The organism is Thioclava atlantica, from assembly GCF_000737065.1.
Lineage (GTDB): Bacteria > Pseudomonadota > Alphaproteobacteria > Rhodobacterales > Rhodobacteraceae > Thioclava > Thioclava atlantica.
This window is the reverse complement of record NZ_AQRC01000014.1, coordinates 51029-70170: the sequence shown is the minus strand read 5'-3', so window position 1 is coordinate 70170 and position 19142 is coordinate 51029. Positions and strand designations below refer to the sequence as shown.

22 protein-coding genes are annotated in these 19142 nt (G+C 66.1%); 17 read left to right on the top strand and 5 right to left on the bottom strand.

The features are described from left to right. Nucleotides 1-22: 22 nt before the first annotated feature. The 13 genes from pcaD to ubiV all read left to right on the top strand — a co-directional run bounded on the left by pcaD (nt 23) and on the right by ubiV (nt 11700). Nucleotides 23-808 carry a 3-oxoadipate enol-lactonase gene (gene pcaD, locus DW2_RS15560; protein ID WP_038147996.1) on the top strand — a complete coding sequence of 262 codons (786 nt, stop codon included), beginning with the start codon at nt 23-25 and terminating at the stop codon, nt 806-808. After that, nucleotides 801-1175 (top strand): 4-carboxymuconolactone decarboxylase, encoded by a 375-nt coding sequence (pcaC, locus tag DW2_RS15555; RefSeq protein WP_038147995.1) that lies wholly within the window; start codon nt 801-803, stop codon nt 1173-1175. The genes pcaD and pcaC overlap by 8 nt, the downstream gene beginning before the upstream one ends. After that, nucleotides 1172-1894, top strand: a complete 723-nt coding sequence (pcaH, locus tag DW2_RS15550; protein ID WP_038147994.1) for a protocatechuate 3,4-dioxygenase subunit beta — start codon at nt 1172-1174, stop codon at nt 1892-1894. The genes pcaC and pcaH overlap by 4 nt, the downstream gene beginning before the upstream one ends. Continuing rightward, nucleotides 1894-2493, top strand: a complete 600-nt coding sequence (gene pcaG, locus DW2_RS15545; protein WP_038147993.1) for a protocatechuate 3,4-dioxygenase subunit alpha — start codon at nt 1894-1896, stop codon at nt 2491-2493. The genes pcaH and pcaG overlap by 1 nt, the downstream gene beginning before the upstream one ends. Before the next feature lie 3 nt (nt 2494-2496). Further along, nucleotides 2497-3339 (top strand): 3-oxoadipate:acetyl-CoA acetyltransferase, encoded by an 843-nt coding sequence (locus tag DW2_RS15540; RefSeq protein ID WP_038147992.1) that lies wholly within the window; start codon nt 2497-2499, stop codon nt 3337-3339. Then, entirely contained in the window at nt 3336-4658 is a 1323-nt protein-coding gene (locus DW2_RS15535) for a lyase family protein (RefSeq protein ID WP_038147991.1), read from the top strand. Before DW2_RS15540 ends, DW2_RS15535 begins: the two co-directional genes overlap by 4 nt. After that, a complete protein-coding gene (gene pobA / locus DW2_RS15530) occupies nt 4655-5824 on the top strand; it encodes a 4-hydroxybenzoate 3-monooxygenase (RefSeq protein WP_038147990.1) in 1170 nt (389 codons plus the stop codon). Before DW2_RS15535 ends, pobA begins: the two co-directional genes overlap by 4 nt. 46 nt (nt 5825-5870) lie before the next feature. Beyond that, nucleotides 5871-6920 (top strand): TRAP transporter substrate-binding protein, encoded by a 1050-nt coding sequence (locus DW2_RS15525; protein WP_038147989.1) that lies wholly within the window; start codon nt 5871-5873, stop codon nt 6918-6920. 17 nt (nt 6921-6937) lie between these two features. After that, the gene (locus tag DW2_RS15520; RefSeq protein WP_038147988.1) at nt 6938-7420 is read left to right on the top strand and encodes a TRAP transporter small permease; all 483 of its coding nucleotides are present in this window, start codon (nt 6938-6940) and stop codon (nt 7418-7420) included. Beyond that, nucleotides 7420-8775: a TRAP transporter large permease gene (locus tag DW2_RS15515; protein ID WP_038147987.1), complete on the top strand. Its 1356-nt coding sequence runs from the start codon at nt 7420-7422 to the stop codon at nt 8773-8775. The genes DW2_RS15520 and DW2_RS15515 overlap by 1 nt, the downstream gene beginning before the upstream one ends. Before the next feature lie 495 nt (nt 8776-9270). Continuing rightward, nucleotides 9271-9774: a ubiquinone anaerobic biosynthesis accessory factor UbiT gene (gene ubiT / locus DW2_RS15510; RefSeq protein WP_081875020.1), complete on the top strand. Its 504-nt coding sequence runs from the start codon at nt 9271-9273 to the stop codon at nt 9772-9774. Continuing rightward, nucleotides 9771-10787, top strand: a complete 1017-nt coding sequence (ubiU, locus tag DW2_RS15505; RefSeq protein WP_038147986.1) for a ubiquinone anaerobic biosynthesis protein UbiU — start codon at nt 9771-9773, stop codon at nt 10785-10787. The genes ubiT and ubiU overlap by 4 nt, the downstream gene beginning before the upstream one ends. 4 nt (nt 10788-10791) lie before the next feature. Then, nucleotides 10792-11700: a ubiquinone anaerobic biosynthesis protein UbiV gene (gene ubiV / locus DW2_RS15500; RefSeq protein ID WP_038147985.1), complete on the top strand. Its 909-nt coding sequence runs from the start codon at nt 10792-10794 to the stop codon at nt 11698-11700. A 76-nt stretch (nt 11701-11776) separates the two neighbouring features. On the opposite strand, the gene minE is transcribed toward ubiV, so the two are convergent. From minE to DW2_RS15480, 4 genes are all read right to left on the bottom strand, one after another. Beyond that, the gene (minE, locus tag DW2_RS15495; RefSeq protein ID WP_038147984.1) at nt 11777-12067 is read right to left on the bottom strand and encodes a cell division topological specificity factor MinE; all 291 of its coding nucleotides are present in this window, start codon (nt 12065-12067) and stop codon (nt 11777-11779) included. Further along, nucleotides 12064-12906, bottom strand: a complete 843-nt coding sequence (gene minD / locus DW2_RS15490) for a septum site-determining protein MinD (RefSeq protein ID WP_038147983.1) — start codon at nt 12904-12906, stop codon at nt 12064-12066. Before minD ends, minE begins: the two co-directional genes overlap by 4 nt. After that, nucleotides 12903-13649, bottom strand: coding sequence for a septum site-determining protein MinC (gene minC, locus DW2_RS15485; RefSeq protein ID WP_038147982.1), 747 nt, complete (start codon nt 13647-13649; stop codon nt 12903-12905). The genes minD and minC overlap by 4 nt, the downstream gene beginning before the upstream one ends. 303 nt (nt 13650-13952) lie before the next feature. After that, nucleotides 13953-14396: a YtoQ family protein gene (locus DW2_RS15480; protein ID WP_038148057.1), complete on the bottom strand. Its 444-nt coding sequence runs from the start codon at nt 14394-14396 to the stop codon at nt 13953-13955. Nucleotides 14397-14614: 218 nt separating this feature from the next. Here DW2_RS15480 and nthA point away from each other — a divergent pair, with 218 nt between their 5' ends. The 4 genes from nthA (at nt 14615) to DW2_RS15460 (ending at nt 17028) form a co-directional block, all read left to right on the top strand. Next, nucleotides 14615-15226, top strand: coding sequence for a nitrile hydratase subunit alpha (gene nthA, locus DW2_RS15475; RefSeq protein ID WP_038147981.1), 612 nt, complete (start codon nt 14615-14617; stop codon nt 15224-15226). After that, complete coding sequence (nthB, locus tag DW2_RS15470; RefSeq protein WP_038147980.1) at nt 15223-15879, top strand: nitrile hydratase subunit beta; 657 nt, start codon at nt 15223-15225, stop codon at nt 15877-15879. The genes nthA and nthB overlap by 4 nt, the downstream gene beginning before the upstream one ends. Next, nucleotides 15866-16165, top strand: coding sequence for a nitrile hydratase accessory protein (locus tag DW2_RS15465; protein ID WP_238321345.1), 300 nt, complete (start codon nt 15866-15868; stop codon nt 16163-16165). The genes nthB and DW2_RS15465 overlap by 14 nt, the downstream gene beginning before the upstream one ends. A gap of 152 nt (nt 16166-16317) precedes the next feature. Next, the gene (locus tag DW2_RS15460) at nt 16318-17028 is read left to right on the top strand and encodes a response regulator transcription factor (protein WP_038147979.1); all 711 of its coding nucleotides are present in this window, start codon (nt 16318-16320) and stop codon (nt 17026-17028) included. On the opposite strand, the gene DW2_RS15455 is transcribed toward DW2_RS15460, so the two are convergent. Further along, complete coding sequence (locus DW2_RS15455; protein ID WP_038147978.1) at nt 17003-18958, bottom strand: ATP-binding protein; 1956 nt, start codon at nt 18956-18958, stop codon at nt 17003-17005. The two genes, DW2_RS15460 and DW2_RS15455, sit on opposite strands and share 26 nt — an antisense overlap. Nucleotides 18959-19142 lie beyond the last annotated feature (184 nt).

Here is a 19142-nt window from a genome sequence, read left to right as displayed (position 1 = left end):
AATATGACAGCGGGAGGAAATCATGCACGCTCTGACATTCGACTGGGGTCATACCAACTACCGGGAGGACGGCTCGCCGTCCGGCCGTCCGATCATCTTTCTCAATTCGCTCGGGACCGACCTGCGGATGTGGGACGGATTGATCGCCCCGCTCTCGGCGCATCGTCTGGTGCGGCTCGACAATCGGGGGCACGGGTTGAGCGCGCGCTCCCCCCAAACGCCCACGATCGACGATCTCGCGAAGGATGCGCTCGCGCTCGCCGATCACCTCGAAATCGAGAAGGCGGTCTTCGTCGGATGTTCGCTCGGCGGGCTGATCGTGCAGGAAATCGCGCGCATTGCGCCCGAGCGGGTCGAAGGCGTCGTGCTGAGCAATACCGCAGGCCGGATCGGCGCCCGCGAGGGTTGGGAGACCCGCATCGCGCAGGTGCGCGAGAGCGGTCTGGCCGCGATGACCGACGCGATCCTCGAGCGCTGGTTCGCGCCCGAATTCCGCGCCCATCCCGATTGCGCGATCTGGGCGACCGAAGTCGCCCGCTGCGACCGCGAGGGATATATCGGCGGCTGCGAGGTGCTCGCCGCGACCGATCTCGAGGCCGATCTCCCCCGCATCGCCGCCCCCACCCTCGTCATCGCCGGCCGCCATGACGGGGCGACCCTGCCCGAACAGGTGCTCGGCATGGCCGCCCGCATTCCCGGAGCGCGCACCGAGATGATCGAGACCGCGGGCCATCTGCCCGCGATCGAAACCCCCGATCTGGTGGCCCGCCACATTACCGATTTTCTGAAGGAGCACGCGCTTGTCTGACCGCTATCAAGCCGGAATGGAAACCCGCCGCCGTGTCCTGGGCGACGCACATGTCGACCGGGCCGACGCCTCCAAGACGGAGTTCGACGCGCCGTTTCAGGAATTCATCACCGAGGGCGCATGGGGCTCGGTCTGGTCGCGCCCCGATCTGACGCCGCGGGAACGCTCGATCGTGACGATCGCGCTGCTGGCGGCCCTGGGCAATCACGAGGAGGTCGCGATGCATACCCGCGCGACCGCCAATACCGGCGCAACGCCCGAGGATCTGCGTGAGGCGATGCTGCATGTCGCGGTCTATGCCGGCGTTCCGCGCGCCAATCACGCGATCAAGATCATCAAGGAAACATTCAAGGAGATGGGACGATGACCGGAGCACTCTTCCCGCGCCAGGCGGGCCTGCACCCGCCAGCCTTCACGCCCGGCTACAAGACCTCGGTGCTGCGCAGCCCGCAGCGCGCGCTGATCTCCTTCGGCAGCGGGCCGAGCGAGGAAACCGGCCCCGCCTTCGGCCATGTGAAGCTCGGCGAACATGACAACGACCTGCTGCTCAACCACGCCCGCCCCGGGCAGAGCGCGATCGGCGAGCGGATCATTGTCCATGGCCGCCTGCTCGACGAAGGCGGGCGTCCGATCCCGGGCGCGCTGATCGAGATCTGGCAGGCCAATGCGGGCGGGCGCTACCGTCACAAGAAGGACGGCTATCTCGCCCCGCTCGATCCCGATTTCGGCGGCTGCGGACGCGCGATCACCGCAGAGGACGGCTCCTACGTCTTCCGCACGATCAAGCCCGGCGCCTATCCCTGGCCCAATGGCCCGAACGAGTGGCGCCCCGCGCATATCCACTTCTCCATCTTCGGCCACAGCTTCGGCCAGCGACTGATCAGCCAGATGTATTTCGAGGGCGACCCGCTGATCGCGCGCTGCCCGATCGCGCAGACGATCCCCGACAAGGAGGCGCTGAACCGCCTCGTCGCCGCGCTCGACATGGCCGAGACCAAGCCGATGGACGCGATCGCCTACAAGTTCGACATCGTGCTGCGCGGCCGCCGCCAGACCCATTTCGAAAACCGCCTGGAGGGGATGTGATGGTGCAGAAACTCGACCGCCTCGGACTGACGCCCTCGCAGACCGCGGGGCCCTATGTCCATATCGGCCTCGCCCCCGAAGCCTGCGGGATCGAGAAGCCGCCCTTCCCGACGCTGGGGACAGAAATCGCGGGCCCCGCGGCCAAGGGCACCCGAATCACGGTGCGTGGACGCGTCGTGGATGGCGGCGATCTGCCGCTGCGCGATTGCCTGATCGAGACCTGGCAGGCCGATGCCGCCGGGATCTATCCCGGACAACAGGGCGCGGACCCGGCGGTGACGGGCTTCGGCCGCTTCCCTGCCGATTTCACCTCGGGCGAGTTCAGCTTCGAGACGGTCAGGCCCGGGGCCGTCGACCTTCCGGGCGATCAGGCGATCCCGCCGCATATCTCGTTCTGGATCTTCGCCCGCGGGATCAATCACGGGCTCCATACCCGGATGTATTTCCCCGAGGACAACCTCTCGGGCGATCCGCTGCTGGCGCGGATCGAACATCGCGACCGGATCGCGACGCTCGTGGCCGAGGCCCGCGGCGAGACCGAGTACTGGTTTGAAATCCGTCTGCAGGGCGCAGGCGAAACTGTCTTCTTCGATATCTGAGCCATGACCCAAGACCCTTGCATCATCTGTGTCGCGATCACCGGCTCCGTGCCGCAGCAATCCGACAACCCGGCCGTTCCGATCACCATCTCGGAACAGATCGAGTCCACCCACGAAGCCTTCGAGGCGGGCGCGAGCATCGCCCATTGCCACGTGCGCAACGAGGATGGCTCGACCACCTCGGACCCGGACAAGTTCGCGAAACTCATGGAGGGGCTCCACAAGCATTGCCCCGGCATGATCGTGCAGCTCTCGACGGGCGGACGCTCGGGCGCGGGCCAGGCGCGCGGCGGGATGCTGCCGCTGCGTCCCGACATGGCCTCGCTCTCGGTGGGCTCGAACAATTTCCCGACCCGCGTCTATGAGAACCCGCCGGATCTCGTGGACTGGCTGGCCTCGGAGATGAAGACCTACGGCGTGCGCCCCGAGATCGAGTGTTTCGACCTCAGCCACATCTTCCAGGCCGCGAAGATGGTCGGGGACGGACGGCTGCCCGCGAATGTCCATGTGCAGTTCGTGATGGGCGTGAAGAACGCGATGCCGGTGGATCGCGCCGCGTTCGATTTCATGCGCGAGACCCGCGCACGGGTGCTTCCCGAGGCGTCATGGTGCGCAGCCGGGATCGGCCCGGGCCAGATCGTCGTGAACGAATGGTGTGTCGAGACCGGGGGCCATTGCCGCACCGGGCTCGAGGACAATATCCGGCTCGACCGCGACACGCTCGCGCCGTCGAACGCAGCGCTCGTCAAGCGCGTCGTCGATCTGTGCGAGAAGGCCGATCGTCCCGTCGCCACCTGGCAACAGGCGCGCGAGATCCTCGCCTTGCCGCTCCGGGAGGCCGCATGAGCCTCTCGCCTCTCGACAGCCCGCTCTGGAGTGGCCTGTTCGGCGACCCGGACCTGAGCGCCATGCTCGGGGACGAGGCGCTGCTGGCCGCGATGGTGCGGGTCGAGGTGGCGTTGGCGCAGGCCTGCGCGCAAGTCGGCATCGTCCCCGCAGAAGCCGCGCGCGAGATGGCCACGGCGCTTGCCGATTACAGGCCCGACCCGGCCGCGCTTGCCGAAGGAGCGGCGCGCGACGGGGTGGCGGTCCCCGCCCTGCTGGCGGATCTGCGCGCGCGCCTGTCGTCCGAGGCGTCTCAAGCCCTGCATTGGGGCGCGACCTCTCAGGACATCGTCGACAGCGCCACCGCGCTTGTCGTCTCGGAGGCGCTCGCCCTATTCGATCGACGTCTCGTGACGCTGGGACGCCGTCTCGGCGCGCTCGCCGAGGCCGAGGCCGACACCGTGATGGCCGCGCGCACCCGCAGCCAGATCGGCCTGCCCACCACCTTCGGCGCATTGCTCGCGGTCTGGGGCCAGCCGGTGCTCGATGCGCGCGATCGGCTCGCGATGCTGAAACCCGCCGTGGCGCGGCTCTCGCTCCACGGGGCGGTCGGATCGGATGCGGCGCTTGGCGACAGGGCCGCCGCCGTTCGCGAGACGATGGGCGCCACTCTCGGCCTGACGGTCGAGGATCTCGCCTCCCACGCGCGGCGCGAGCGGATCGTGGATCTGGGCGCGCAGTCGACCGCGCTGTGTGGCTCGCTCGGCAAGATCGGCCTCGACGTCGTGACCCTCACCCAATCGGGCATCGCCGAGGTGAAGATCGCCGGTGGCGGGTCCTCCACGATGCCGCACAAATCGAACCCGGTGGCGGCCGAAGCACTCGTGAGCCTCGCGCGCCATTGCGCCCATCTCCAGGGAAGCCTGTTCGAATCCGCGCTGCACGGCCAGTTCCGCGACGGCGCGGCCTGGGCGCTCGAATGGATGAGCCTGCGCCCGATCCTCGTCGCGACCGGTGCGGCGCTTCGCCTCGCGCAGCAGATGCTCGACGGGCTGGAGGCCGATGCGGGGCAGATGCGTGCCAATCTCGATGCGGCGGGCTTCGGACCCTATGCCGAACGCGCGATCTTCACCCTGGCCGAGACGATACCGCGCGACGCCGCGAAGACGGCCGTGCGCGACGCGCTCGCCACTCCCGATCCTCATCGCGCGCTTCTGGCCGCGCATCCCGAACTGGAATCCCGCGCCCTGACCGATCCGCTCGCCGCGGCCGGGCAGGCGCCGAAACTCGCGCGCGCCTTCGCGCAGCGCTGCAAGCTTGAATGCGGAGACAAGACATGAAGACCCAAGTGGCCATCATCGGCGGCGGACCCGCCGGGCTGCTGCTTTCGCAGCTTCTCGACCTGCACGGGATCGACTCGGTCGTACTCGAACGCCGCTCGCGCGACTACGTTCTGGGGCGGATCCGGGCCGGTGTTCTCGAACAGGGCACGGTCGACCTTCTGCGCGCAGCCGAAGCGGGGTCGCGCATGGACCGCGAGGGGCAGATCCACGACGGCGTGGAAATCTCCTGGCATGACGAGCGTCTTCATGTCCCGATCAAGGATCTGACCGGGCGCGGCGTGATGGTCTATGGCCAGACCGAGGTGACCCACGATCTCTACGATGCGCGCGACGCGCGGGGCGGCGCGGTGCTGCACGAGGCCGAGGTCACCGCGATCGAAGGGCTCGAAGACGACCGCGTCACCATCCGTTTCACCCACGAGGGCGAAGAGAACGTTCTCGAAGCCGATTTCGTCGCGGGCTGCGACGGCTTCCACGGCCCCTCGCGCAAGGCGATCCCCGAAAGTCATCGCCGCGAATTCGAGCGCGCCTATCCGTTCGGCTGGCTCGGCCTGCTGTCGAAGACGCCGCCGGCCGCCCCCGAACTGATCTACGCCGCGCATGATCGGGGCTTCGCGCTCTGCTCGATGCGCTCCGACACTCTGAGCCGCTATTACGTTCAGGTCGCGCTGACCGAAAAACTCGAGGACTGGCCCGAGGAACGGTTCTGGGACGAGCTTCGCACCCGCATCCCCGCGGATGTCGCGGAAGGGCTGGTGACGGGCCCCGCGATCGAGATGTCGATTGCGCCGCTGCGCAGCTTCGTCTCCGAGCCGATGCGCTATGGCCGTCTGTTCCTCGCGGGGGACTCGGCGCACATCGTCCCGCCGACCGGGGCGAAGGGCCTCAATCTCGCGGCGTCGGATGTCTATTACCTGCATCGCGCCTTCGACCAGTTCTACAACCACCGGAATTCCACCGGGATCGACACCTATTCGGACCAGGCGCTGTCGCGGGTCTGGAAATGCGAACGGTTCTCGTGGTGGATGACCTCGATGCTGCATGACTTCCCGCAGACCGGCGCCTTCGAGCGGCGGATGCAGCGCGCCGAGTTCGAATATCTGCAACTCTCGGAAACGGCACGGAAAAGTTTTGCGGAAAACTACGTTGGCCTGCCTTATTGAGGGGCCGGAGAACCCCGTTCACGGGGATAAACAGGGAGGAAGACCGATGAAACATCTCAAACTGGCCGGCTTGACCGCGGCCGCGGTGCTCTGGGCGAGCGGGGCGATGGCCCAGCAGATCACGCTCAAGCTGCACCATTTCCTCGGGGCCAAGGCTCCGGCGCAGACGCAGATGCTCGAGCCCTGGGTGAAGCGCGTCGAGGAACTCTCGAAGGGCAAGGTCAAGATCGACATCTACCCGGCGATGACGCTGGGCGGCCGCCCGCCGGAGCTGGTGCAGCAGGCCCGTGACGGCGTCGTGGACCTGATCTGGACGCTCAACGGCTACACGCCGGGCCTCTTCCCGCGTACCGAAGTGTTCGAGCTTCCGACCGTCTTCAACGACGATCCGACCGCGACGAACCTCGCGATGCGCAAGATGTTCGACAAGGAACTGAAGCAGGAATACGAGGACAAGGGCCTCGAGGTGCTGTTCCTGCATGCGCATGCGGGCAACGGCATCCATACCGTCGACAAAGCCTTGCATTCGCCCGCCGACGTGGCCGGTCTGAAACTGCGCACCCCCTCGCGCACCGGCGCCTGGGTGATCGAGGCGCTCAAGGCGCAGCCGGTCGCGATGCCGGTTCCCGAACTGCCGCAGGCGCTCTCGAAGAAGGTCGTGGACGGTGCGCTGATCCCGTGGGAAATCATCCCCGCGCTCAAGCTTCAGCAGCAGACCAAGTACCAGATCGAGGGTCAGAACCACTGGCGTCTCGGGACCTCGATCTTCCAGGTCTCGATGAACAAGGCGAAATGGGACAGCCTGCCCGACGACGTGAAGGCGGCCTTCCGTCAGGCCTCGGACGAGGAGTGGCTCAAGGAAGTCGGGAAGATCTGGCGCACCAGCGACGATAACGGGATCAAGGCGGCCGAAGCCGCGGGCAACGAGCTGATCACGCTCTCGCCCGAGGAGACCCAGGCCTTCAAGGACGCGATGCAACCGGTCGTGGCCCGCTGGGAGAAGGAAGTGAGCGCGCAGGGCATCGACGGCGCGGCGCTCGTGAAAGAGGCCCGCGACCTGACCGCCGAAGAAGAAAAGACCCTGGCGCAGCAATGAGTGGAGCGGCGACGACCATGCATTCCCCGATCGAGTCCTTCTTGCGCAAGACCATCTACTTCTGGGCCCTTGCAGGCGGCGGGGTTCTGGCAGCGGTCGTCGCCGTGAACGTCTGGGCCGTGGTGGGCGGGCTGATCGGCCTGCCCTTCGCGGGCGATTTCGAACTCACCGAGATGGGGGTCGCGATCGCGGCCTTCATGTTCCTGCCCTATTGCCAACTGGCCGATCAGAACGTGACGGCCGATATCTTCACCTCGAAACTCAGCCCCGCCGTTCAGCGCCGGTTTTCGACGATCGGCTCGGTGCTCGCGCTCGGATTTGCGGCACTCCTGCTGTGGCGGATGTATTTCGGCATGCTCGATCAGAAATCCTACTCGCTCGCCTCGACGATCCTCCAGGTCCCGGTCTGGTGGGTCTACCTGCCCGCACTCGCTTCGCTGGCACTGCTTTTCGTGGCCGCGGCGCTGAGCCTGCGTGACAACTGGACCGGGAGCAACTGATGGATCCGATCGTTCTTGGCCTTCTGGGCCTCGTCATTCTCGTCGCGCTCATCGTCGCGCGCGTTCCCATCGCCTATGCGATGATCGTGGTGGGCGCCGGCGGCACCGCCATCATCAACGGCCCGGCGATCCTGCTGAGCCAGCTCAAGACACTCGCCTATGGGCAGTTCTCGATCTACGACCTCTCGGTCGTGCCGATGTTCGTGCTGATGGGCGCGCTCGCCACGAAGACCGGTCTCTCGCGCGACATGTTCCGCGCCGCGAATGCCTGGTTCGGCTGGATGCGCGGCGGAACCGCGATGGCGGCGATCGCGGCCTGCGCGGGCTTCGGCGCGGTCTGCGGCTCGTCGCTCGCCACCGCCTCGACGATGGGCAAGGTCGCCCTGCCCGAGCTCGAACGCTACAACTACTCGCCCGCGCTCGCGACCGGATCGGTCGCCGCTGGTGGCGTGCTCGGGATCCTCATCCCGCCCTCGGTGATCCTCGTGATCTACGCGGTCATCGTCGAGGCCAATATCGTGACGATGTTCATGGCGGCGCTGGTGCCGGGGCTGATCGCCGTCGCGCTGTTCCTGCTCACCATCGCGATCTATGTCCGCCTCGTGCCGAGCGCGGGCCCCGCGCAGGGCGTGAGCGACCGCGCGGAGTTCTGGGCGGCCACCCGCGGTGTCCTGCCGGTGCTCGGGATCTTCGGCGTCGTCATCGGCGGGATCTATGCGGGCTTCTACAACCCCACCCCCGCCGCCGCGATCGGCGTGTTCGCGGTGTTCCTCTACGGGCTCGCCCGCGGGCTGATGTCACGCGAAGCGCTCCGGTCCTCGATCCTCGAGACCGCGGGCACCACCGGCATGATCTACCTGATCCTGCTCGGCGCGGAGCTACTCAAGATCTTCATGTCGCGCGCAGGCGTCCCGCAGGCGGCGGCGGACATGGCCGTACATAGCGGGCTGCCGCCGATGATGGTGATGGCGATCCTCCTGATCGCGCTGATCCTGCTCGGCTGCCTGATGGATTCGATGTCGATGATCCTGCTCGTGCTGCCCTTCTTCTGGCCGGTGCTGGTCGAGATCAATGGCGGGCTCTACCAGATGGCGGACGGTTCGGGCTTCGGTCTCTCGACCGACGAGCTGAAGGTCTGGTTCGGCATCCTCGCCCTCGTAGTGGTGGAACTGGGGCTGATAACGCCTCCCGTCGGGATGAATGTCTTCGTCATCTCGGCGCTGGCGCGCAACGTTCCGATGGGGACGACCTTCCGAGGTGTCTTCCCGTTCTTCCTCTCCGAACTGGTCCGGGTCGCGCTCCTTCTGGCATTCCCGGCGCTCACCCTGTGGCTACCCCGAGTCCTGGGTGGATGAGGCCTCTCCCGGCTCCCTCCTCCGGCTTTCCGGAGGGGGAGCGGGTCGCCCTCACCACCCACTAAACTATTAATATAAAATACATTTTTATTACCTATCCCTTTTCCAGAGCGCGCAAACCCTTGTTATCAAAAGCTTGTCCGAAGCGGGCGCCCTTCGGCGGACGAGTTGTCGCAGTGACCCGCTATTTACAAGCTTCAGAGCCAGTCCTAGAGCCGATCGCACGTCCCAGATGACGGAGGCGGAGATGCGCTCTGCGACCCATTCCCCAGTTCCGTTCGCACGCACGCGACCGGTGATCACGACCGCTCCAAGGGCCGTGCACCCGGGAGATGTGAGGTTTCCGCTCGGCCTCTCCCTCAGCTTCCAGATCATCCGCAATCACCCCGGTTCCAGGCGCCCGCCGCAAGAGCCGGGGTGTTTTCTTTCGGGGCCGCGCGCCGCGCCGAAGGACGCCTTTTCGATCACCCGAGACATGTCAAAACGGAGGGGAGAATGACTGAAACCCAGATGATGACGTCACCATCGCAACGTCGGCTCGTGCCGGTGGGGCTGCTCTGTGCGGCGCTGCGTCCGGTCCTCGGCCGGGTCGTGCGCCGCATTGCCCAGCACCATCCAGAGATGTTCGAACGCATCGCCCCCTACCAGAAATCGGATTTCGTCATCGTGCCGGTCGAACTGCCCTTCGCCCTGCATCTGCGCCCCGATCCGGAGGCCCCGATGCTGCGCGCCGTGCCGCAAGACAGGCTGCCCGAGCATGATGCGCGCATCGAGGGGCGCTTCTTCACGCTTCTGGAACTGGTGGACGGGGAGAGCGACGGGGATGCGGCCTTCTTTTCGCGCGACCTGACGATCTCGGGCAATACCGAAGCCGTCGTCAGCCTGCGCAACGCGCTGGACGATGTCGACGGCTCTGTCGCTCAGGAAACCGCGGATTCCTTCGGCCCGCCGGGCCGCGCGTTCCTGTCCATGCTGCGCCGCAGGAGTGCCCGCCAATGAGCCCAACCGATTTTTCCACCGCCGGCGAACTCGTCTGTCCCGCCGGGACACCCGCCGCGCTGCGCACCGCTGTCGATGCCGGGGCCGATTCCGTCTATTGCGGGTTTCGCAACGCCACCAACGCGCGCAACTTCCCGGGCCTGAACTTCACGCCCGAGGAGCTCGAGGCCTCGGTCGCCTATGCCCATGCCCGCGGCGCGCGGGTGCTGCTCGCGCTCAACACCTATCCGCCTGCGGGCAAGGTCGATCTGTGGCGCGAAGCCGCCGCGATCGGCGCCCGGGTCGGGGTCGATGCCTTCATCGTCGCGGATATGGGGGTGGCGCGCCATATCGCGCAGACCCATCCCGGGTCGCGCCTGCATCTCTCGGTCCAGGCTGCCGCATCGAGCCCGGAGGCCATCCGCTATTACTGCGAGAATTTCGGCGTGAAGCGCGTGGTCCTGCCGCGCATCCTCACCATCCCCGAGATCCGTGCCATCAAGTCGGAGATCCCCTGCGAGATCGAAACCTTCATCTTCGGCAATCACGGGCTGATGGTGGAGGGCCGGTGCAGCCTCACCAACTGGATGAGCGGATTGTCGACCAACATGGACGGCGTCTGCTCGCCCGCCGCGGATGTCACCTATGAGCGCGAAGCCGACGGGTCGATGCGCAGCTGCCTGTCCGGCTTCACGATCGACCATTTCGCCCCCGACGAGAATGCGGGCTATCCGACGATCTGCAAGGGCCGGTACGTCGCCCCCCACCGCCCCGAGGGGTATTACGCCTTCGAGGAGCCGGTGAGCCTCAATCTCGGCCGTTTGCTGCCCGAGCTGATGGAGGCCGGGGTCCACGCCTTCAAGATCGAGGGGCGTCAGCGCTCGAAATCCTATGTCCGCAGCGTCGTTCGCTCCTTCCGCCAGGCGGTCGACGCCATTCGCGCCGGCGCGGAGCCCGATCTCGCCAATCTCGTCGCCCTGACCGAAGGCCAGAAGGAAACCCAGGGCGCGTTCAGAAGCAAGAAATGGAGGTAAGGCGATGGAACTGACCCTGGGGCCGATCGCCTATCACTGGTCGGCAGAGAAGAAGCGCGACTTCTACGCGCGGATCGCGGATGAGGCGCCGGTGAGCACGGTCTATCTCGGCGAGGTGATCTGTTCGAAACGCGCGCCCTTCTTCGACAAGGAACTTCCCGAAACGATCGAGCGACTCGAGCGCGCGGGCAAGCGCGTCGTCCTGTCGTCGCTCGCCGAAGTGATGCTGCCGCGCGAGCGCAAGGCGACCGCGGACCTCGCGCAGATGGAGCATCCCGAGATCGAGATCAACAACGCCGCCGGGCTATTGGCGCGCAATACCCGCCCGCACCGGATCGGCCCCTTCCTCAACGCCTATAGCGAGGCGACGATTGCCTGGATGGTCGAACAGGGCGCGACCCATGTCTGCCTGCCCACCGAGATGCCCGCCGAGGCGATCGCCGTCGCCGCCGCAGCGGGCTCGGAGCTCGGCGTCGGGATCGAGGTCCAGGTCTTCGGCCGCGCGCCGCTCGCCGTCTCGGCCCGCTGCTATCACGCCCGCGCGCATTCGCGGACGAAGGACAATTGCCAGTTCATCTGCGAGGAAGATCCTGACGGGATGCCGCTCTCGACCCGCGACGATCAGGCGATCTTGCGGGTGAACGGCATCCAGACCCAGTCGGAGAGCTATATCGAGCTGCTCGACGAACTGCCCGGGCTTGCGGAGATGGGCGTCACCCATGCCCGCCTGTTGCCGCAGGATGTGGACATGGTCGCGGTCGCCGAGATTTTCGCAGACCGGCTGGCGGCCCGGATCGAGGCGGCGGAAGCGCGGGCGCGGCTCGCGGAAATCTGCGAGGGACGCGACTTCAGCAACGGTTTCTTCCATGGTGCCGCCGGGTATCGGCGGATCGAGGCGGCCGCCCGGGGCTGAGCTGGTTGCGCCCGACACCGAAAAGCGCCGCCCCGGGGGGCGGCGCTCGATCAGGGTTCCAGGGCCTCGGACGCGCTCAGTCCTTCTTCTTCGCGCTCTCGCCCTTCTTTTCATCCGCCGACATCTCGATGTTGATCTCGAGGCTCGAAAGGCCGTTCTCGCGTTCCATGCGGATCATGACGTCGTCGTCCTGAACCTTCATGTATTTGCGGATCACCTCGATGATGTCGCGCTGCAACTTGGGAAGGTAATCGGGCTCCTTCGATCCGCTCCGGCTTTCATGCGCGAGCAGGATCTGCAGACGGTCCTTTGCCGTCTGGGCCGATTTCGATCTGCGGGGCTTTAGAGCGAAACCGAAAAGGCTCATGCCGACCGTCCGAACAGTCGGCTGATGAGACCCGGACGCTTTTCCTGCCCGACCTTCAGGGGCACGTCCTCGCCCACGAGGCGCGCCACCGCGTCTTCATAGGCGGCCGCCGCGTTCGAGGGCGCGTCGAGCACCACCGGCATCCCGACGTTCGAGGCGCGCAGAACCGCCGTGCTTTCGGGCACGATCCCCAGAAGCGGGACGGCGAGCAGCTCGAGCACGTCCTCGACCGTCATCATCTCGCCCTTATCGATGCGCGCCTGATCGTGACGCGTGAGAAGGACCTGCGCCTTGACCGGCTCTTCGCCCGACTCCGCCCGCTGGGTCTTGCTGGCGAGAAGGCCGAGCACCCGGTCGCTGTCGCGCACCGAGGAGACCTCGGGGTTGGTCACCACGACGGCCTCGTCGGCGTAATACATCGCCAGCTGGGCGCCACGCTCGATCCCGGCGGGGCTGTCGCAGACGATGTAGTCGTAATCCTTCTTGAGTTCCTTGAGGACCTCCTCGACGCCTTCCTTGGTAAGCGCGTCCTTGTCGCGGGTCTGCGAGGTCGGCAGGATCGAGAGCGTCTCGACCCGCTTGTCCTTGATCAGCGCCTGCTTGAGCCGCGCGTCACCCTGGATGACGTTGATGAAGTCGAAGACCACGCGGCGTTCGCAGCCCATGATCATGTCGAGGTTGCGCAGGCCCACGTCGAAATCGATCACGACGGTCCGGTAGCCCCGTTTCGCCAGTCCGGCGGAGATCGCCGCCGCCGAGGTGGTCTTGCCCACACCGCCCTTGCCGGAAGTGATCACGATCACCTTCCCGAGTGGCGTATTGTCCTTGAGTTGCGTCATTCGAACGCCTCCACGCATAGTGTTTCGTCATCGAGAAAGACCTGAATGCTCCGGCGCCGCAAATCGTCCCTGATGGTCTCGCTCGTCTTGTAAAGGCCCGCGATGGCGAGCAATTCCGCTTCGAGGCTCTGGCAGAAGATGCGGGCGGTCTCGTCGCCATGCGCACCGGCCATCGCGCGTCCGCGCAGCGTGCCGTAGACATGGATGCTGCCCGCGGCGACCAGTTCGGCCCCCGAGGCCACCGACCCGACCACGGTGAGATCGCCATGCTCGGCCACCACCATCTGCCCCGAGCGCACCGGGCTCGTGATGATCTTGTTGGCCGGCGCGGCGGCACGCGTCTCGCGGCTGCGCGATGCCGCCTGAGGTTTCGGCATGGCGGTGTCCCGGCCGACCTTGATCGGGATCAGCCCCTGGCCCTGCACCGCCTCGAGCTGCGCGTCATTGACGCTCTGTGCGCCGAAGACCAGAAGGTTTCTGTGCCGCAGGTTATGGATCAGATCTTCGATCCGGCCCCGATCGGTGAACTCCGGCACGAGGCCGAAATCGAGGACGACGGGCGCATCGTAGAGAAGCTGGGGCGTCTCGTTCAGCTGCCGGTCGAGGGCGGTGTAAAAGGTCTCATCGGGGAAAGATGTCTCGATCCTGAGCGCAACTGCGGTCAGGAAACGGCCGCGAAAATGGAACGGCCGAACCGTCGCCGGGCCACGCGCGCGCCGGCTTTGAGTGTCGTGATCGTGCACGAGAAAACTCTGCTCCTGCTCTGGATTGTCCGGGCGACGAAATCCCGCCTCTTTTCTCTCGTTTTTATTGCCTTCGACGCGGGACGCCACCCGCTACAGGAGAGCGGCGAGTAAATGGGCAAGAACTTGCTGTCAACCGGCAAACTTCCACCGATCGACGAGAGATTTTCGGCAAATTGCAGCACGCTGAAGCCGGAGCTCGGCGGGACCGGGACGGCGCCCCATTCGCACACGAATTCGTGATGCAGGAAGACACAGGTCAAGCCCCGCCACCGCCTCGCGAGCGCGGCCCCGGCCCTGCGATCAGAGCTTGGCTGTGGTGACGTAGCGCAGGGCGCGGGCCACCTGTTCGGGGGTGCGTGCCACCGCATTCGCCGCCGCGTCGACTTCCTTGAGCGCGTGGTCATGCTCGGGCGGCTGAAGCACGATGATCGGCTTGCCCAGAGCCGCCGCATAGCCCGCATCGAAAGCCGCATTCCACTGCTTGTACTTCTCGCCGAAGCACACGACGAGCACGTCGCAACGCTCGATCCCGGTGCGGATGCGGATCGCGTTCAGAGACGCGCCCTTGCGGTCATGCCAGAACTTGTCCTGCTCGGCGCCGAAGATCTCGACGCCGCAATCGTCCGACGCGCCGTGGTCGGTCACCGGCCCCGACCACTCGATATCGAGCCCCTCGCAGGCCGCGATGACCGTCTCGCGCCAATCGGTGTGAATCTCGCCCGCCAGATACACGTTCAGTTTCATCGCATCCTCGTCGTTCTCATCTGCCCTTCCGAAGTTCCCGATACGCTCGGGCCCCGCCAATCCGCGCGGATCATCGACGACGGGGCGCAGCTTTGCAACCGGCCCGCTTTTGCCGGTCTGGTTGCCGTGCGGGGGTTCGCTTGCCATAGTGAGGGAGACGGCTCCGACGGCCTCCAGGAAACCGGCCGGAGTGACGCTTCTTTCAGGAGAGTTCGCAGATGCATGACGATCCCCACCATGACAATTCCCTCGACGAGATGACCGCACGGGCGCGCGCGCTCGAGACCATTCTCGTCGAGAAGGGGCTCGTCGATCCCGCCGCGGTGGATGCGATCATCGACACCTACGAACACAAGGTCGGACCGCGCAATGGCGCCGCGGTCGTGGCGCGCGCCTGGAGCGATCCCGAATTCGCCCGGTGGCTGCGCGAGGATGCAACCGCGGCCATCGCCTCGATGGGGTTCATGGGGCGCCAGGGCGAACATATGGTTGCGGTCTTCAACACGCCCGACGAGCACAACATGGTCGTGTGCACCTTGTGCTCCTGTTATCCGTGGCCGGTGCTCGGCCTGCCGCCGACCTGGTACAAGGCCCCGGCCTACCGGGCGCGCGCCGTTCGCGAGCCGCGTGCGGTGCTGAAGGAATTCGGCGTGTCCCTTCCCGAGACCACCAGGATCCACGTCTGGGACTCGACCGCCGAGATCCGCTATCTCGTCATTCCCGAGCGCCCCGCGGGCACGGAGGACTTGGATGCAGGGGCGCTAGCGGCGCTGGTGACCCGCGACAGCATGATCGGTTGTGGCCAGCCCCGCCGGCCGGAGGCCTCGTGAACGGGCCGCAGGATGTCGGCGGGCGGCACGGCTTCGGCGCGGTGCACCCGGAGGATGAGACCGAGCGCTTTCACGCGGAATGGGAAAAGCGCGTGCTCGGGATCACCCTTGCCTCGGGCGCGCTCGGCCACTGGAATCTCGATGCGTCGCGTCATGCGCGCGAAAGCCTCGCCCCGGCTGTCTACTACAACGCCAGCTATTACGAGATCTGGCTGCGCGGGCTCGAAACGCTGCTCGAACGCGCCGGTGAGATCTCGCAAGAGGAGCTTGCCGAAGGCCATGCGCTGCGCCCCGGCCTTCGTGCCGAGCGGCGGGTCGGTGCCGCCGCCGTGCCAGAGGTGCTCGCAAAAGGCGGACCGACCGAGCGTCCGGGCCCCGCTCCCGTTTTCGCCATCGGCGACCGGGTGCGGACCCGCAATCATCAGCCCACGGGCCATACCCGGCTGCCCGGATATGCGCGCGGCCAATGTGGCACCGTCACCGCAATTCATGGCGCACATGTCTATCCCGACAGCAACGCGCATTTCGAAGGCGAAAACCCCCGCCCGCTCTACACCGTGCGCTTCACCGCCGCGGAGCTGTTCGGCGCGGGTGCGGACCCGACCCTCTCGGTCAGCATCGACGCATGGGAGCCCTATCTTGAGCACGCCTGACGCCCCTTTCGAGGAACCCTGGCAGGCCCAGGTCTTCGCCCTGACCGTCGCGCTCAACGAGGCGGGGCATTTTTCCTGGTCCGAGTGGACGGCCCTCTTCGGCCCGCGTGTGCAGCAGGCCGAGGAGCAGGACTATTGGCGGATCTGGTCCGAGACACTGATTGCCTTGCTCGAGCGGTCCGGCGTTGCGGGGGCCGGCGAGGTCCAGGCGCTCACCGAACGCTGGCAGGCCGCAGCGCGCGCCACGCCGCACGGCAAGCCGATCACGCTTTCCGCGGCGGGCTGAGCACTCTGGGGGCGAGAATGCCCGGGCGCGAAAGATGGCCGTTTGCCGCCCGGGTGGGGATACGCCCTCTTACCGCGCGCGCATGTTTCGCGCTATCGTGATCCGGGGCGGTCTCCTTTTTTGGGTGATTGTTGAGGGTGTTGTTCTTGGAAATGAAAACCATTCTTGTCGTTGATGACGAAGCTCCCGTGCGCCATGCGCTGCGGGCCGTGCTCGAAGCCGAAGGCTGGAGGGTGCGCGAAGCCGCCGACATCCGGGAGATGGCCTCGCAGATCGAACTCGGAGATGTCGATCTCGTCACGCTCGATCTCGGCCTCGGTGGCACCGATACGCTCCGGCTCGCCCGCGACCTGCGCACGAGGGAGAACCTTCCGGTGGTCGTCATCTCGGGACGCGCCGCGCCGTTCGAGCGCGCGAAATGGCTCGAAGCGGGGGCCGATGACTACGTCGTGAAGCCTTTCGACAATCGCGAGGTCGCAATCCGGATCCGGCGGGTCCTCGAGCATGCCCACTCGCAGCCGAACCTTTCGAAACGAATGAGCTTCGATCACAGCAGCGTCGACCTGAACCGCCGGGTCATCGTCCATCGCGACGGGCGCAAGGAGGAGCTGACCGGGATCGAGACGAGATTGCTCGAACTCTTTCTGAACCATCCCGCCCAGGTCCTCAGCCGCAACGACATCAATCAGGCGCTGTATGGCCGCGACTGGTCCCCCTATGACCGCACCATCGACAGCCACGTCGCGCGCCTGCGCCGTAAGATCGAGCCCGAGAACATCGAAGCGCCGACCATGATCCGCTCGGTGCGCGGGGTCGGCTATGTCTTCACCGCTGACGTCATGCCCGTGACCGAGCCGCTTTGAGCGCGCGCGCGACCGACGCGGCGAGCGCGGCGATCGAATAGGGCTTCTGGAGAAGCTCGATCTCGGGGTCCTGATCGGATCTGCGCACGAGATGGCGCGAGGTATGGCCGGAGGTGAGCAGAACCGGAATTTCGGGATGGGACAGATGCAGTTGGCAGGCTAGGTCGTATCCCGACCGCTCGCCCGGCAGCACGACGTCGGAGAACACCATATCCACCGGCTCGCCCTGCTCGATGATGGAGAGCGCCTGGGTGACGTCTCCGGCCTCGAGCACCGCGTAGCCCAGCGCCTCGAGCCGGTCGAGCACCGTCTCGCGCACCAGCGGATCATCCTCGACGACGAGGATCAGCTCGCCATCCCCCAGCGTCATGGATGCGGCCGACGGCGAACCCGGCCTGCGGGCGGCAGCCGCGACACGCGGCAGGAAAAGCGTCACCTTCGTGCCGCGATCGGCCTCGGAGTCGATTTTCATGAACCCTTGCGAACGCGCGAGCGTCACCGCCACGCTCGTCAAGCCCAGTCCGGTGCCGTGATCGGAGGACTTGGTCGTGAAGAACGGCTCTATCGCCTGATCGACCACCTCCGGCGCCATGCCCTTCCCGGTATCGGCAACCGTCATCCAGACGAATTCGCCCGGCTGCACGGTCTCCTGGGCCGCGACATCCTCTCGCTTGAGATGCGTGATGCCCGTGGTGATGGAGATCTCGCCGCTCCGTCCCATCGCCTCGCGCGAATTGACGACGAGGTTCAGAAGCGCCCCGTCCAGTTCGCTCTGGTCCATGAACACGATCCCTCCGCTGGCGCCGGGGATCAACTGGGTGTGGACGCTTTCCCCGAGCACCCGTTCGATCACGCTCCAGGTCTCGACGAGATGTTCGTCGAGCGAGAAAGCCATGGGCCGCCTCTCGCGAGAGGCCGCGAGGGCGAGCAGGCGATGTCCGAAACTCGCGCCGAGCTTGGTCGCCTCGATCGCACGCTCGATATGGTCGCGCGCGATGTCGTCGGGATTGGTGCGCGTGGCGAGTTCGAGATTGGACAGGATCACGGTGAGGAGATTGTTGAAATCATGCGCGATCATCCCCGCCATCCGCCCGACCGTCTCGAGCCGCTGCGCATGCGCGAGCGCGTCGGTCAGCCGCGCCTGATCGGTTCGGTCGAACACGACACCGATCGTCTGCTTGGCCCGCTTGTCCTCGCCCTCTCCCTCGAAGAGCACCTTGCCCTGAAGCTCGAACGTCTTGCGCTCGCCCTCCACGACCGGGTGGAAATCGACGGCGAAGATCCCGCCCCCCTTCGGGTCAAGCGAACTTGCCCGCGCGGCGATGAATTTCTCCCGCTCCGATGGGTCGACGAAGGCGAGCCAATCTTCGAACTCGCGCGGAAGCGGGTTCGTCTTGAGAAAATCGAGGATCGTCGGGGAGAAATAGGTTTCACCGGTGACATGGTCCTTCTCGAAGAGCCCGATCCCGGCGGCCTCGATCCCGTGCCGCAGGCGCAGCTCGCTGACCTCCAGACGCTGCTCGATTTCCTTGCGCTCGGTGATGTCCTCGCACAGAAGCACGAGCCCTCCGACCACGCCCTCATTGGAAAAGAAGGGGCTCATCACCCATCGCTGCCTTGTGACGCCTCCCTCGGGCGAAGGCGCGCAATACTCCTTCGAGCTTTCCATCCCCTCGGAGAGGCTCTTGCGATGCGCTTCGCGATGCGCTTGCGGCAGCCAGGGACAGGCGTCGTAAAGGCTCGTGCCGATCAGGTTCTTTCCGTCCAGACCCAGCGTCGAAAGCCACGCATCCGAGACCCCGACAAGGCGCATGCGTTGATCGCACAAGGCGATCGGCGCGGGAATTCTGGCGATCACATTCCCGGCGCAGCGTCGCAGCACGTCCAGAGGATCGAGCTCCTGTCGCTCAAGGTCGGTGGCGTCTTCCATGGAACCCCCTCGGGTCTGGATACTGGCACGGCACACGCGCGGTTCGCAGAATAACCCTCATCCTACACTGTTCCGGGCAATCGTGCAGCGCGCATGACCTTCAACAGATGCGAAAAAGCGTGCTCGCCCCGGGACCGCATTGACGGTGAACAACGCCCACCGTTCCCGGCGCTCGAAGCTCGCC